Raw genomic sequence first — 14,171 nt, forward strand, 5'->3', positions numbered from 1 at the left:
TCCGCGCCGGGAAATCAAGCGCATCGCCGTCTCAGCGCAGCTGGCCCGCCGCCCGCAGCTCGTCCGCGCGGGTCTGGTCGTACCACCAGAAGTCCGTGACCCCCAGGCCAAGGGCGGGCAGGGTCTCGGGCCGGTCATAGACGTCCCAATAGGCGACCGTCGTCACCGGCTTGTACCATTGCGGGATCCAGAAGCGCAGGCTGCGCAGCGCCCGGTCCAGCGCGCGGATGGCGACGCGGTTCTCGGCGTCCGTCGTGGCGGCGCTGCCGATCTCGATCAGGCGGTCGATGGCGGGGTTGGCCAGGCCCATCGGGTTGAACACGTCGTCGCTGTGCTCGGACCCAAAGGCCTGTGCGGTGCCGCCGCCGATACCGTAACCGTTGCCCAGGCTGTCGCGAACGATGTCGAAATCATGGCTGCGGGTGCGGGTGGTCAGTTCCGACGGATCAACCCGCGACAGGACCGCGTCCACGCCGATCGCACGCAGGTTCTCGACATAGGGGTTCACGATGCGGTCATAGCTCTGGTTGAAGTCCAGGAACTCGACCCGCAGCGTCTGGCCTGCGGCGTTGCGGCGCATGCCGTCCGTGCCGGTCGTCCAGCCCGCCTCGTCCAGCAGCGCCGCCGCGCGGCGCGCATTGCCGCGGTCCAGCTGGCGTTCGCCGCTGACCGGGGCCGAGACCGGATCGTCGGTCAGCACGCCTGGCGGCAGATCGGCCGCGACGGGTTCCAGCAGCGCCAGTTCCTCAGGCGTGGGCGGGCCTTCGGCCTGCAGGTCGCTGTTGTCCCAGAAGCTGTCCAGCCGGGTGTTCATGCCATAGAACAGCGCCTGGTTCGACCATTCGAAGTTGAACATCAGCCCGATCGCCTCGCGCACGCGGATGTCCTTGAACTTGTCGCGCCGCAGGTTAAAGACCCAGGCATCGCCCGATGCGATCACGCCGTCGGGGATCTCCTCCTTGATGACGGCGCCCGCCGCCACCGCCGGAAAGTCATAGCCGGTCGACCACAGCTGTTCGGACGGCTCGACCCGGAAGGTATAGATGCCGGCCTTGAACGCCTCGAAGGCCGCGTCGAAATCGCCGAAATACTCGAACCGCAGGGTGTCGAAATTGTGCCGGCCCTTATTGATGGGCAGGTCCTTGCCCCAATAGTCCGGGTTGCGCCGCATCGTGATCGACCGCCCGAAATCCGCGCTGTCGAAGACATAGGGGCCGGACCCCAGGAACGGCGTCGTGCTGGTCTGCTGGATGTCACGGCCAGTCGCTTCGAACTCGGCGCGCGAGAAGATCGACTGGTTGCCCATCAGCCCAAGCACGTCGCGGCGTTCGATGTCGGGCATGAAATCGAACCGGATGCGGTGCGTGTCCAGCACCGTGGCACTGGCGACGCGTGTCTTCAGCGCCTCGCTGTAGGACGGAAAGCCCTTGTCGCGCAGCAGTTCGAACGTGAACAGGACGTCGTCTGCCGTCAGCGGGCTGCCGTCGCTGAAACGCGCTTCGGGGCGCAGGTTGAAGATGATCCAGTCGCGGCTTTCGGGATATTCGACCGTCTCGCACAGAAGGCAGTACATCGAATACGGATCGTCCAGGACCGACTCCATCAGCGGTTCCAGCATCATCACCGACGGCGCCGTGGCCCGCCCCCGGAACGTGTAGGGATTGTAGCTGTCAAAGGTGCCGATGCCGTGCTGGGACATCTCGCCGCCCTTGGGCGCGTCCGGGTTCACGTAGGGCAGATGCGGAAAGTCCGCGGGCAGTGCGGGCTCGCCAAAGGTGGCGATGCCATGCGTCTTGATGACCGTCGGATCGCCGGCCGCGTCCTGCGCCCAGGCTGGGACCACGGCGATCCCAAGAAGCAGCGTGGCAAAGCGGGCGGCGTGGCGCATGTCGTCTCTCCGGTCTGGACCAGCGAGAGGCTAGGCCAGCGGGGGGCCGGGCTTCAAGCCGCGATTTCGTGAACGCGGGCCATGAAAAAACCCCGGCGCCGGGCCGGGGTTTTCTGGATGGCGCACGGTCGGGCGGGACCGATCAGGGATTGGTTTCCAGATAGGCGATCAGGTTGGCGCGGGCCTGCGGATCGCGGATGCCCGCAAAGCTCATCGCGGTGCCCGAGACGAAGCCGCGCGGGTTCTCCAGGAACGCCTGCAGGTGGTCGGGATCCCAGGTGGGGTATTCGGCCGCATGTTCGGTCATCGCGCTGGAATAGCTGAACCCGTCGATGCTGGCGGTCGGGCGTCCGACGACGCCGTTCAGGTGCGGGCCGACTCCGTCGCTGCCGTCCAGGGCGTGGCACGACCGGCACTTGGCCCATTCACGCTCGCCGGCGGCCGCATCGGCCGAGGCCATCAGCGCGGCAAAGTCCAGCGGCGCTTCCTCTTCGCCCGCGGGAACGGTTTCCGGGACCGGGATGGTATAGGCCTGCGCAATTTCCTCGTCGCCGTGATGACCGCCGCCATGTCCGACAGTGAACAGGCCGCTGGCCGCCCAGTTGGCCAGCATCAAAAACAGCAGCGCGCCAATGAAGGCGCCGGCTGCCTTGGTCAGGGTCATCGTATTGAACATCGCGTGCGGTCCCGCCTTGGTAAGCTCGTCAGGTCGTGCGGTATGTATCCGCTTTCGCTTTCAAGGATCAAGGTATAGTTACCCCGGCACGCTCAAATTTAGAACAGCGGGGGCCCGGCCATGACCACGAATCGCATCGCGTTCCAGGGAGAACCGGGTGCCTACAGCCACGAGGCCTGCCGCAGCGCGCGCCCGGGAATGGAGGCCCTGCCCTGCCGCACCTTCGAGGACGTGATCGAGGCCGTGCGCGCGGGCGACGCCGATCTGGCCATGCTGCCGGTCGAGAACTCGACCTATGGACGGGTGGCCGACATCCATCACCTGCTGCCCGAATCCGGCCTGCGCATCATCGACGAGGCCTTCGTGCGCGTCCATATCAGCCTGCTGGCCGTGCCCGGCACGACCCTGGATCAGGTCCGCGAGGCGATGAGCCACACCGTCCTGCTGGGCCAGTGCCGCGGGTTCCTGCGCCGGAACGCCATCCACGCGATCACCGGGGCCGACACGGCCGGTTCCGCCAAGGAGGTCGCCGCGCGCGGCAATCCGTCGCTGGCCGCGCTGGCCGCGCCCCTGGCGGGCGAGATCTATGGTCTGGACCGCCTGGCCGACCGGATCGAGGACCGGCAGAACAACACGACGCGGTTCCTGATCATGTCGCGCCAGGCCGACGACAGCCGGCGCGCCGAGCGGATGCTGACCAGCTTTGTCTTCCGGGTCCGCAACATCCCGGCGGCGCTCTACAAGGCGATGGGCGGGTTCGCGACGAACGGCGTGAACATGACCAAGCTGGAAAGCTACATGGTCGACGGCGTGTTCACCGCGACCCAGTTCTATGCCGACATCGAGGGTCACCCCGAAGACGCGAACGTCGCCCGGGCGCTGGACGAGCTGCGCTACTTCACCTCCAGCCTGGACATCCTGGGCGTCTATCCGGCCGATCCGCTGCGCGAGACGCAGCGACAGGCAAGCATGGCGGACTGATCCCGCCTAGCGGGCAAAGTTGCGCATCTGGTGGACGAAATCCTCGATCCGGCGCTGATAGCGGCGGTCAAGCTGCGCCTTGCCCAGCTTGGCGGTCTGCAGCATCAGCCTGGCCTTCATGTTGCGCGGGCGGACCTCGGTCTCGAAGATCAGCCGCGACTTGACGCGGCTCAGCGCGACGACGGTGGCCACCACCGTCAGGTCCAGCGCATCGGAATGACCGGCCATCATCATCTGTTCGGGGCGGTCGAACCGCGTGACGGCCAGCCGCAGCTGCCGCGCCTTGCCCCGCCAGTCGAACCCGATGTTCCAGCCCATGCCGATCCCCGGTTCGTTCGACGGATCGATGCGCGCCACGGTTGCGCCGCGGCCGATCACCATCCGTTCCAGCGCGTCGAAATTCCCGACCACCTCGAAAAGGCGTTCCGCGGGAAGGTCCGTGTCGATCCGCGTGGAGAACTTCATCTGAAACGACCCAATGACCCATCCGGGGCGGCCAGGACCGCCGACCCCTCCCTTGGCAGATAATCCGGATCGTGCGGCAGGTTCAACCGGGGGATTACCAAACGGCGATCATGGCACCCGAAAACCAAGGCGCGCCCGAATTCATCGCAACGTTTCGGATTTGTGAAATTCTGTGCCACAATGACCTGATAAAGCGTGCGTTCTTCAATCTTTGGTTGTGTGGTTCGAATTGTATACAGTAAGCATGGTATCGGTATGTCGTCCGTGCCCGGAAAGGACATGACGGCATGCGCAACGCGGCGTCGGGCGATCACATGTTTGACAGGAAGACGATGCAAATGCCCGCAACGGCCGCGGATGATCCGCCCCCGGACGGCATGACGCTGCGCATCCTGGCCACCAGCGACCTGCACATGCACCTGCTGCCCTACGATTACCTGGCGGATCGTCCGTCGGACCGGATCGGGCTGGCGCGCACCGCATCGCTGATCGAGGCGCGGCGGACCGGGCCGCATGCCAGCATCCTCTTGGACAACGGCGATTTTCTGCAGGGCGGTCCGATGGGCGACCTGGTCGCGCGGCGCAGCGGACCCTTCGCCGGCACCCACCCGGCCATCGCGGCGATGAACGCGCTTGGCTATGACGCGGCGGCGTTGGGGAACCACGATTTCAACTTCGGCCTGCCCTTCCTGCGGCGCGCGGTGGCACGGGCGCGCTTTCCGATGCTGGCCGCGAACCTGACCGTGCGCCGCGGCGCCGATTTCGCCGCCACCTGCGTGATCGAGCGTGAGCTGACCGACCCGCAGGGCAACCGCTTGCCGCTGCGCATCGGCGTGATCGGCTTTCTGCCGCCCCAGACCGAGGAATGGGACCAGGACCTGCGCGCCGTCATGCGCAGCGACGACATCCTGGACTGTGCCCGCCGCCTGGTGCCGCGGCTGCACGCCCAAGGGGTCGATCTGGTCGTGGCGCTGGCCCACAGCGGCATCGGCGGCCCCGAGCCCCTGCCCCGGATGGAGCATGCCGCCCATGCGCTGGCCGCCCTGCCCGGCATCGACGTGCTGATCGCCGGCCACACGCACGAGGTCTTTCCCGGCCCCCGCTGGCGCGGCCGCCCCGGCATCGACGCCGATCGGGGAACGCTGGCGGGCAAGCCCGCGGTCATGCCCGGCTTTGGCGGATCGCATCTGGGGGTGATCGACCTGCGCTTTGCCAGGCGTGCGGATGGCGGGCTGGCGATCGACCGCTTTGCCGTGCGCGCCGAATCGGTCACGCCGGCGATGCCGACCGCGGTGCTGGTGGCGCGCCAGGTGGCGACCGCGCACAAGGCCACGCTGCGGCAGCTGTCCACGCGCATCGGCCGCACGGCGCAACCCCTGAACAGCCATTTCGCGGTGATCGGCCATGATTGTGGCCTGCGCCTAGTGAACCTCGCACAGCGCTGGCATGTCCGACAGCGGCTGGCGGGCACGCCGGATGCGGACCTGCCGGTGCTATCGGCCTCGGCGCCCTATCGGGCCGGGGGGCGGGGCGGGCCGCAGCATTACACCGACGTCCCGGCGGGCACGCTGAGCCTGCGGCACCTGGCCGACCTCTACTCCTTTCCGAACCGGATCACCGCCATCCGCCTGACGGGCGCGCAGCTGCGGGGATGGCTGGAACGTTCGGCCAGCCTGTTTCATCGCGTCCAGCCCGGCGCGCGCGACGCGCCGCTGCTGAACCCCGAGTTTCCGGCCTACAACTTTGATGTCATCGACGGGGTCAGCTGGCGGATCGACCTGTCCGCCCCGGCGCGGTTTCACCCCGATGGGCGGCTTGCGGACCCGAATGCCCACCGCATCCGCGATTTGACCTGGCAGACCCGGCCCGTCGCGGACGACCAGGCCTTCGTGCTGGCCACGAACTCGTATCGGCTGGCAAGCTGCGGGCTGTTCAGTCCGCTGGTCTCGTGCAACCGGGTGATCCTGGACCGTGACGCGCTGACTTTGGACGTTCTGCGCCGCTATGTCCGACAGCTGCGGCGCGTCCGCATTCCGGCCCGGCCCAACTGGGCCTTCGCGCCCCAGCCCGGCACCACCGTCCTGTTCGAGACAGCGCCCGCCGCGCTGGACCGTCCCCTGCCCGAACCAGACCGGCTGCAGGGCGTGGGACTGAACGAGGACGGTTTCGCGGTGATGCGCCTGTCGCTGTAAGCCGTGCGCATGGGCTTGCATCCGCCGCGCGACCATCCTATCTGTGCGCCCGAGAGGTTGGCGCGGGCAAGCGCCTCGCCAAATCGGTCAGGTCCGGAAGGAAGCAGCCGTAACGAGTCCCGCATGGGTCGTTGTCCAGCCTCTCACCGTTTCCCCGCATGATCATCCGGATTTCCTGCACCGCGCGGCCCGTGCCGGGGAACAACAGCGCGCCTTTCCGGTTGTCCTGCGTAACAAACAGGAGACCGACATGCTCAAGTTCATCGGCGGCGCCGCCGGCATCATCTTCATCATCGGCCTGCTGGTCGTGATCGGCATCCTGTCGCTGATCTTCTGAGACGCGCCGGACGGCCGACATGAAAAGACCCCGCCCGGACCACCGGGCGGGGTCTTTTCATGTCCGTGACCGGACGGATCAGGCGCGCAGGCGGCCGCCCGTGGCCTTCTCGACCTTCTCGACGATCTTGCGGCTGACCGCCTCGATGTCGGCATCGGTCAGCGTCTTGTCGCGCGGCTGCAGGCGCACGGTGATGGCCAGCGACTTCTGGCCGCCCTCCAACCCCTGGAACTGGTCAAAGACGGACACGCCCGCGATCAGCGCCTTGTCGGCCCCGGCGGCGGCGTTGACCAGGGTCAGCGCCTCGACCCCCGCATCCACGACGAAGGCGAAATCGCGATCGACGGCCTGCAGTTCGGACAGCTCCAGTGCGGGGCGCGTGGGCGACTTGACCTTGGGGAAGGGCACCGCGGCCAGCTGGATCGTGAAGCCCACGGCCGGCCCCTTGACGTCCATCTGGCGCAGGACCTTGGGGTGGATCTCGCCGAAGGTTGCCAGCACGTTCGGCCCGAGCGCGATGTTGCCCGCACGCCCCGGATGCCACCAGCCATCCAGCTTGCGGTTGATCTGCGCACGCGCAGGCGCGCCGATGGCGTTCAGGATCGCCTCGGCGTCGGCCTTGGCGTCATAGAGGTCCACCTTGCGGCGGCTGCCGAAGGGATCGCGCGGCGCGGTCTGGCCGACCAGCAGCCCGCTGATGCGAACCGCCTGCTCGCCCGGCTCTCCGCCCGAAAAGACCGGACCCAGCTCGAACAGCGCCAGATCGGCGAAACCGCGCGCCTGGTTGCGCGCCGCGGCCTGCAGCAGGCCGGGCAGCAGGTCGGGGCGCAAATGGCTCATCTCGCTGCTGATCGGGTTCTCGACGCGCACCGCATCGTCCCCGCCGCCGAACAGCGCCGCCGAGGCCTGGTCGATGAAGCTGTAGGTCACGCATTCGTTGTAGCCCAAGGCCGCCGCCATGCGCCGCGCCGTCTTCTCGCGGACCTGCAGGGGCGTCAGCACGGGCTTTGGCACCCCGGCCTGGGCCCGCCGCAGGGGCTTGCCCTGCAGCTTGGTCAGGCTGGCGATGCGGGCGATCTCCTCGACCAGATCGGCCTCGCCCAGCACGTCGGGACGCCAGGAGGGGACATGCGCCATCTCGCCCTCCAGCCGGAAGCCCAGGGCTTCCAGCGTGGCGCGCTGATCGGCCTCGTCGATATCCATGCCGACCAGGCGGCTGGTGCGCGCGGGGTCCAGGCGATAGGCGCGGCTCGTGTCGGGCAGCGCGCCGGCACTCACCACCTCGGAGGCCTCGCCGCCGCAGAGGTCCAACACCATGCGCGTAGCCAGCTCCAGCCCCGGCAGGGTGAAGGCCGGGTCGATGCCGCGTTCGAAGCGATAGCGCGCATCGCTGTTGATCTTCAGCGCGCGGCCGGTGGCGGCGGTGCTGATCGGATCGAAATAGGCGGCCTCGATGAAGACGTCGCGCGTCTCCTCGGACGCGCCCGATGCCGCGCCGCCCATGATGCCCGCGATGCTCTCGATGCCGTTGTCGTCGCAGATCACCACCGCGCCTTCGGGCAGGGCATAGGTCTTGTCGTCCAGCGCCACCAGCTCCTCTCCGGCCCGTGCGCCGCGCAGGATCAGGTCGCCCGCGACCTTGCCCGCGTCGAATACGTGCAGCGGCCGGTTCAGGTCGAAGGTGAAGAAGTTGGTGATGTCCACCAGCGCATTGATCGGGCGCAGGCCGATCGCGCGCAGGCGCTTCTGCAGCCAGGCGGGCGACGGGCCGTTCGTCACCCCCCGCACCACGCGGCCCGCAAAGAACGGCGCCTTGGCGGCCACGCCCGCGTCGATGGTCACCCCCACCGGGCAGGGAAAGGCGCCGGGCACCGCATCGACCGTCACGGCCTTCAACGTGCCCAGGCCGCGCGCCGCCAGGTCGCGGGCGACGCCGTGGACGCCCAGGGCGTCGGGGCGGTTCGGGGTGATCTTGATGTGGATCATCGGGTCGATCTTGTCCGGCGCGTTCTGCGCCAGCCAGTCGACGAAGCGCTGACCGACCACGCCGGACGGCAGCTCGATGATGCCGTCATGCTCTTCGGACAGCTCCAGCTCGCGTTCGGAGGCCATCATGCCGTGGCTTTCGACGCCGCGGATCTTGCCCACGCCAAGCGTCGTGTCGATGCCGGGGACGTAATCGCCGGGCTTGGCCAGAACGACCGTGATGCCCGCCCGCGCATTGGGCGCGCCGCAGACGATCTGCTTTTCGCCCTCGTCCGTCATCACCCGGCAGACGCGCAGGCGGTCGGCATCGGGATGCTGTTCGGCATGATCGATCCGCGCCAGGGTAAAGGTCCCCAGCCTGGCGGCGGGGTCCGCGATCTCCTCGACCTCCAGGCCAAGATCGGTCAGCGCCTCGGCGATCTGGTCGATGGTCGCGGTGGTGTCGAGATGCTCCTTGAGCCAGGAGAGGGTGAACTTCATGGCGTCTGCCTTCCGGGTCGGCCCGCGCGGGGACTTTGCCGCCTTGAACCGTGCCATGCGTCCTGGGTCAAGCCGGATCAGCGGATTTCCCCGAATCCCCGTCCCGTCACCACGCTTGCCGGGCCCTGCGCAGGGTGCAACTGTAGCGCGAAGCAAACCGAAGGTGTCATCATGAGTCTCATGTCCCGTCTTGCCCCCCTGCCCCTCCTGCTGCTGGCAGCCCTGCCCGCGCAGGCGCAGGACGCCCCGGCCCAGCCGCAGTGTTCCGGTCAGCCCGCCACCTGGCTGGGCGACGATCCCGATGCCAGCGATATCACAGCGGCGGGGGCCGCGCTGTCGCGGCAGATGACCACGACCGCCGGCACCAACCCCTATGCGATGTTCCGGGTGACGGGCGGCATGCAGCCCCTGAGGCTGGAGGCGATGTCTGACGGCGACCCGTCGATCAGGCTGGAAACCCCCGACGGCGACCTGCTGGCCGAGAACGACGATGCGGTCGGGCTGAATTCGCGGATCGAACAGTCCGTCGGACCGGGCGACTATTGCGTGCGGCTGATCCCCGTCGGGGACGCGGACATGACCGCGACCGTCCAGCTGACGCGTCCCGACATGCACGCCCTGCTGGTCGATCCCGTGGACACGACCATCGCCGCCTGCACCCCTGAAACGCCTGCCGAGACCCTGGGCCAGGGGCCGCTGAACGCCGCCCTGCCCGTTGAGGCGCAGACGGACGGCACTGTCCGCTATCTGCGATTCGCGCTGGACGGCAGCGCCTCCGTGACCCTGCGCGCAGTCAGCGGCGGGTTGGACCCGAACATGATCCTGTTCAACGGGTCGGGCACGCAGATCGCCGCCAACGACGATGCCGACGGGTTGAACGCGCGCCTCGATTTCCCAAGCGGTCTGGCCGGAGGCGACTATTGCCTGGGTGTCGCGCCGATCTCCTCGGGCGAGGGCACGATCACCGTCAGCGTCGAGGCGCTGGACCGCGACAGCTATCTGCGCACCGCCTGGCGCAAGGGCGAACTGGCCCCACCCACGGATGGCGACTATCCGATGCAGGCCATCGACCTGGCCGCCGACCGCGAGACGGTCGTCCTGCAGGACGGCACCGCGCAATGGCTGACCTTCACCCTGGACCAGGAGACCGCGCTGATTGTCAGCGCCTATGGCGAACTGGTCGGCGTCGATGCCAAGCTGGCGCTGTTTTCGCGGGACGGGGCGGTCGTGGCGCAGGCCGACGACAGGGACGGCAGCGTGGACGCCCGGTTGGGGCCGGTGGTGCTGCAACCCGGAGAGTACCGGATGGCGCTGACCGACGTGAACCGCCCTGACCAGCCCGGCGCGCCGATCCGCCCCGTGGGCCTGGTGTTCGAGCGGTTCGAGCGCGTCGAGTGACCGCGGACGCTGTCGATCCGATCGGCCCGGGGCACGGCGCCGTGGTCGGCGGTACTGCCGGAACGCCGCGGGCATCGCGGGGTCACTGACCGCGCGCAGGGTCCGTCGGGTTCTGCGGTGCGGATCTTGCGTGGCGGCGGGGCGTTCCTATCTTTGCAATGCGCCCGGATGGTGGGCGCGACATGGAACAGGAGAGCCTTGCGGATGGATGTGCAGCGCGAATTGCTGATCGAGCAGCGGGTGGCCAACGAGGCGAAATCGCCGCTGATCGCCTATCTGCTGCTGATCTTCCTGTGGGGGTTCGGCGTGCACCGCATGTATCTGGGCCGCTGGATCAGCGGGTTCATCATGCTGGCTATTTGGGGCGTGGGCTGGCTGACGGTGCCGATCCTGATCGGCTGGCCGGCGGTCGGTTTTATCGCGATCTGGTGCGTGATCGACCTGTTCCTCATTCCGGGGATGATCCGGGGGGATCGGGAGGATATTCGGCGGCGGTTGCGGTGGTAACGCTTAGCCTATGGATGCGACGTCCTTTTCGGCGTTATCTTCTAGTTTTAATATGCTTCCCGATGTTAGCAATTTTATCACTTCATCTGATTCTGGGCTTCCCCGAGTAAACTCAGCTCTTGAAACCGCAATGAAATTGTTGCGGGAAGTCTGCCATTTCTCCCAGTTTAACTTTCGATCAGCATAATATTTTTTCCGGTCTTCATCTTTTCCATCCAATTTCGCTTTGGCCCACTTAGAAACCGATTTTCCGTAATCTTTGGCCGCGTTGTAGCTCTCCTTGAGCGCGCTTACCTCATCATTGCTGATGAAAAGCATAAGTTTTCTGGTTGCTGCCTCGAACCTTGCTTGTGTCTTTACTGTATCGTCGCGTTCGCGGCGATTCCAACTATCGACATAATCTTGCGAAGATTCTAAATACTCAATAATTGAGGATCTTTTTTCTGTTCTGATCTGAATAGCACGGTCCAACTCTTTTTGATGAGGATAAACCCAATACGCTACCCATATGGCCGTTGCCGAAGCAAGGACTGCTGGAATCAGAACCCAATAACTAACCATATTTTGCCTTTTCAAATTAAAATTATATCAAGACATAACTAACAAAAAGCTTGATAAACTTTTAGTTTCGAGTGTTCTAAAATATTATCTGCTCAACCCACCGCTAACACTAGGCACATCACCGGCCCCAAACCCATAGTGGCGCAGCCAACGAAGATCGCTTTCGAAGAAAGCCCGCAAGTCCGGAATTCCATACTTCAGCATCGCGATCCGGTCGATGCCCATGCCAAAGGCAAAGCCCTGCCATTGATCCGGGTCGATCCCGCCAGAGCGCAGGACATGCGGATGCATCATCCCCGAACCCAGGATCTCCAACCAGGAATTGCCCTCGCCGATCTTCAGCTGGCCGCCTTCCCAGGAACACCGGATGTCCACCTCGGCCGAGGGTTCGGTGAAGGGGAAATGCGACGCGCGGAAGCGCAGCTCGACCGATGGCACCTCGAAGAAGGCCCGGCAGAACTCCTCCAGCGTCCATTTCAGATGCGCCATGCTGATGTCGCGGTCGATGGCCACGCCCTCGATCTGGTGGAACATCGGCGTGTGCGTCTGGTCCATGTCCATGCGATAGACGCGGCCCGGCGCGATCACGCGGACCGGGGCGCCGTGATCCTGCATGGCGCGGATCTGCACCGGCGACGTGTGGGTGCGCAACACGTGCGGCGGACGGTCGTCGCCCGGTGCGCGGTGCATGAAGAAGGTGTCGTGCTCCTGCCGCGCGGGATGTTCGGGGGCGATGTTCAGGGCGTCGAAATTGTACCAGTCGCTTTCGACCTGCGGCCCTTCGGCGACGGCGAAACCCATGTCGGCGAAGATCGCGGTGACCTCGTCGGTGACCTGGCTGATCGGGTGGATCGACCCCTGGCGGCGCGGACGGCCCGGCAGGGTCACGTCCAGCCATTCGTCGCGCAGACGCGCGTCCAGCGCCGCATCCTCAAGCGCCAGCTTGCGCGCGCGCAGGGCGGCGTCGATCTCGTCGCGGATCTGGTTCAGCGCCTTGCCGGTGGTCTGGCGCTCCTCGGGGGACATGCGGCCCAGCTCGCGCATCATCAGGCTCAGCTCGCCCTTCTTGCCAAGCGCGGACAGGCGCACGTCCTCGATGGCCTGAGGGTCGGAGGCGGCAGAAATGCGGTCCAGCCATTGCTGGCGCAGGGGGGTCAGATCGTCCATCGCGGGGCCTTTCCTGGTTGCGCCCGCGTTAGCATGGCCGGGCGCGCGGGGTAAAGACCGCGCGCCCGTGCCGCCTTATTTCCAGATGTCGCGGTTCACGCCCGGCGCGATGCCGGGGTGATCGCCGATGCGGAAGGTCGGCTCGTGCCCGGCCTTGCGCTGGCGCAGATAGTCGCGGGTGACGACCGCGACGGTCCCCGACAGCGCGACGATGGCGATCAGGTTGATCGTGGCCATCAGCCCCATGCTGGCATCGGCGAAGTTGAAGACGGTCGTGACCGCCTGCAGCGAGCCCCAGACCACCATTCCCAGTGCCGCCAGCCGCAGGACCATGATGCCCGGCTTGCCCGCGCCCAGATAGACGATGGCGTTCTCGGCATAGGAATAGTTGCCGATGATCGAGGTGAAGGCGAAGAAGAAGATCGCCACCGCCACGAAGATCTGGCCGAAGCCGCCGAAATGGTCGGTCAGCGCGGCTTGGGTCAGGTTCACCCCGGTCAGCTGGTCCGAAGGCATGACATCGGCCAGCAGGATCATCACCGCGGTCGCCGTGCAGACCAGGATGGTGTCGATGAAGACGCCCAGGGCCTGCACGAAGCCCTGGCTGGAGGGGTGATGCGGGTTGGGCACTGCCACCGCGGCGATGTTGGGGGCCGAGCCCATGCCGGCCTCGTTCGAGAAGAGGCCGCGCTTGACCCCGTTCAGCATGGCCGCCGCGACGCCGCCCGCGACCCCGCCCACGGTCTCCTGCAGGCCGAAGGCCGAACGCACGATGCCGCCCAGGATGCCCGGCACCTCGGTGATGTTCATCACCAGGATGACGACCGCCGCCAGCAGGTACAGACCCGCCATGATCGGCACGATAAACTGGGCCGCCCGCGCGATCTGGGGGATGCCGCCGAAGATGATGATGCCCGACAGGATCGCCACGCCGATGCCGACCATGCCCGCGCCGATGCCGAAGGCGCCCTCGACCGCCTGCGCGATCGAGTTGGCCTGGACCGCGTTGAACACCAGGCCGAAGGCGACGATCAGCGCGACCGCGAACAGTGCGGCCAGCCAGGGCAGGCCCAGGCCGCGGGCGATGTATTGCGCCGGTCCGCCGCGATACATCCCGTCCGACCCGTGCACCTTGTAAAGCTGCGCCAGCGTCGATTCCGCATAGGCCGTGGCCATGCCGACCAGCGCCACCATCCACATCCAGAAGATCGCGCCCGGCCCGCCCAGCGTCAGTGCCACCGCGACCCCCGCGATGTTGCCGGTGCCCACGCGGCTGGCCAGCGACACCGACAGTGCCTGGAACGGGGTGATGCCGTCCTTGTCCGTCTCTCCCGATCCGCGAACGCAGCGCCACATCTCGGCGAAGTGGACGAACTGCAGGAAGCCCAGGCGCAGGGTAAAGTAGATGCCCACGGCCAGCAGGCCGTAGATCAGCACATAGCCCCAGAAGATGGTGTTGAGGAAATCGATGATGGCGGTCATGGCGTTCTCCGCTGCCTTTTCAAGGGGCAGTCTGTAACAGCCATGTGAGCA

At 66.6% G+C, this 14,171-nt stretch carries 12 protein-coding genes and 1 other RNA gene; 6 read left to right on the forward strand and 7 right to left on the reverse strand.

Annotated elements, in window-relative coordinates; genetic code table 11:
• Nucleotides 1-31: 31 nt before the first annotated feature.
• A complete protein-coding gene (locus LZ686_RS15040; RefSeq protein ID WP_349548322.1) occupies nt 32-1,888 on the reverse strand; it encodes an extracellular solute-binding protein in 1,857 nt (618 codons plus the stop codon).
• Between the two features lie 142 nt (nt 1,889-2,030).
• Complete coding sequence (locus LZ686_RS15045) at nt 2,031-2,564, reverse strand: c-type cytochrome (RefSeq protein WP_046000146.1); 534 nt, start codon at nt 2,562-2,564, stop codon at nt 2,031-2,033.
• Between the two features lie 120 nt (nt 2,565-2,684).
• Between LZ686_RS15045 and LZ686_RS15050 the strand changes: the two genes are divergently transcribed.
• Nucleotides 2,685-3,545 carry a prephenate dehydratase gene (locus tag LZ686_RS15050; protein WP_045981499.1) on the forward strand — a complete coding sequence of 287 codons (861 nt, stop codon included), beginning with the start codon at nt 2,685-2,687 and terminating at the stop codon, nt 3,543-3,545.
• A 6-nt stretch (nt 3,546-3,551) separates the two neighbouring features.
• Here the strand turns inward: LZ686_RS15050 and LZ686_RS15055 are convergent, their stop codons facing one another.
• Nucleotides 3,552-4,010 carry a hypothetical protein gene (locus LZ686_RS15055; RefSeq protein ID WP_046000145.1) on the reverse strand — a complete coding sequence of 153 codons (459 nt, stop codon included), beginning with the start codon at nt 4,008-4,010 and terminating at the stop codon, nt 3,552-3,554.
• A gap of 332 nt (nt 4,011-4,342) precedes the next feature.
• Between LZ686_RS15055 and LZ686_RS15060 the strand changes: the two genes are divergently transcribed.
• The 3 genes from LZ686_RS15060 to LZ686_RS18850 all read left to right on the forward strand — a co-directional run bounded on the left by LZ686_RS15060 (nt 4,343) and on the right by LZ686_RS18850 (nt 6,539).
• Nucleotides 4,343-6,202, forward strand: a complete 1,860-nt coding sequence (locus LZ686_RS15060) for a bifunctional 2',3'-cyclic-nucleotide 2'-phosphodiesterase/3'-nucleotidase (RefSeq protein WP_349548323.1) — start codon at nt 4,343-4,345, stop codon at nt 6,200-6,202.
• A 51-nt stretch (nt 6,203-6,253) separates the two neighbouring features.
• Nucleotides 6,254-6,350, forward strand: an RNA gene (ffs, locus tag LZ686_RS15065) — signal recognition particle sRNA small type.
• A gap of 102 nt (nt 6,351-6,452) precedes the next feature.
• Complete coding sequence (locus tag LZ686_RS18850; RefSeq protein ID WP_127899305.1) at nt 6,453-6,539, forward strand: small membrane protein YohP; 87 nt, start codon at nt 6,453-6,455, stop codon at nt 6,537-6,539.
• 78 nt (nt 6,540-6,617) lie between these two features.
• Here the strand turns inward: LZ686_RS18850 and pheT are convergent, their stop codons facing one another.
• A complete protein-coding gene (gene pheT, locus LZ686_RS15070; RefSeq protein ID WP_349548324.1) occupies nt 6,618-9,005 on the reverse strand; it encodes a phenylalanine--tRNA ligase subunit beta in 2,388 nt (795 codons plus the stop codon).
• A 171-nt stretch (nt 9,006-9,176) separates the two neighbouring features.
• On the opposite strand from pheT, the gene LZ686_RS15075 reads away from it, so the two are divergent.
• Nucleotides 9,177-10,403 carry a hypothetical protein gene (locus LZ686_RS15075; protein ID WP_349548325.1) on the forward strand — a complete coding sequence of 409 codons (1,227 nt, stop codon included), beginning with the start codon at nt 9,177-9,179 and terminating at the stop codon, nt 10,401-10,403.
• Between the two features lie 204 nt (nt 10,404-10,607).
• Nucleotides 10,608-10,910: a TM2 domain-containing protein gene (locus LZ686_RS15080; protein ID WP_349548349.1), complete on the forward strand. Its 303-nt coding sequence runs from the start codon at nt 10,608-10,610 to the stop codon at nt 10,908-10,910.
• A 3-nt stretch (nt 10,911-10,913) separates the two neighbouring features.
• Here LZ686_RS15080 and LZ686_RS15085 read toward each other — a convergent pair whose 3' ends face one another.
• The 3 genes from LZ686_RS15085 to LZ686_RS15095 all read right to left on the reverse strand — a co-directional run bounded on the left by LZ686_RS15085 (nt 10,914) and on the right by LZ686_RS15095 (nt 14,120).
• Nucleotides 10,914-11,471, reverse strand: a complete 558-nt coding sequence (locus LZ686_RS15085) for a hypothetical protein (RefSeq protein ID WP_349548326.1) — start codon at nt 11,469-11,471, stop codon at nt 10,914-10,916.
• A gap of 84 nt (nt 11,472-11,555) precedes the next feature.
• A complete protein-coding gene (pheS, locus tag LZ686_RS15090) occupies nt 11,556-12,638 on the reverse strand; it encodes a phenylalanine--tRNA ligase subunit alpha (protein WP_349548327.1) in 1,083 nt (360 codons plus the stop codon).
• A 75-nt stretch (nt 12,639-12,713) separates the two neighbouring features.
• Nucleotides 12,714-14,120: an alanine/glycine:cation symporter family protein gene (locus LZ686_RS15095; protein WP_194885138.1), complete on the reverse strand. Its 1,407-nt coding sequence runs from the start codon at nt 14,118-14,120 to the stop codon at nt 12,714-12,716.
• Nucleotides 14,121-14,171 lie beyond the last annotated feature (51 nt).

This window comes from Paracoccus sp. NFXS7, assembly GCF_040148865.1.
Taxonomy (GTDB): Bacteria; Pseudomonadota; Alphaproteobacteria; order Rhodobacterales; family Rhodobacteraceae; genus Paracoccus; species Paracoccus marcusii.